The organism is Micromonospora sp. DT201, from assembly GCF_049841575.1.
GTDB lineage: Bacteria > Actinomycetota > Actinomycetes > Mycobacteriales > Micromonosporaceae > Micromonospora.
This window is the reverse complement of record NZ_JBNCKP010000135.1, coordinates 1-210: the sequence shown is the minus strand read 5'-3', so window position 1 is coordinate 210 and position 210 is coordinate 1. Positions and strand designations below refer to the sequence as shown.

The window sequence follows — 210 nt, the reverse complement described above, 5'->3', positions numbered from 1 at the left end:
GTCGGCGTCGGGGTTGCTGATCTCGACGGAGTGGTAGGCGTTGTTGCCGGTTTCCTTGTTCAGGACGGGGGTGATGTCGTTGATGGAGTTGGTGCCGGCTTCGGTGGTGCCCATTTCCTTGGCCATGTCGTCGATGTTGATGTCCTTGCCCTGCACGGACAGGGCGTTACGGGTTGCGGCGGGGCCGCAGTCGTAGAAGTTCGGCTGGGC

1 protein-coding gene is annotated in these 210 nt (G+C 62.4%); it reads right to left on the bottom strand.

Annotated elements, in window-relative coordinates:
* Nucleotides 1-210: C39 family peptidase (locus tag ACLQ28_RS34710; RefSeq protein WP_425690478.1), on the bottom strand; the 210-nt coding region annotated here is incomplete at both ends.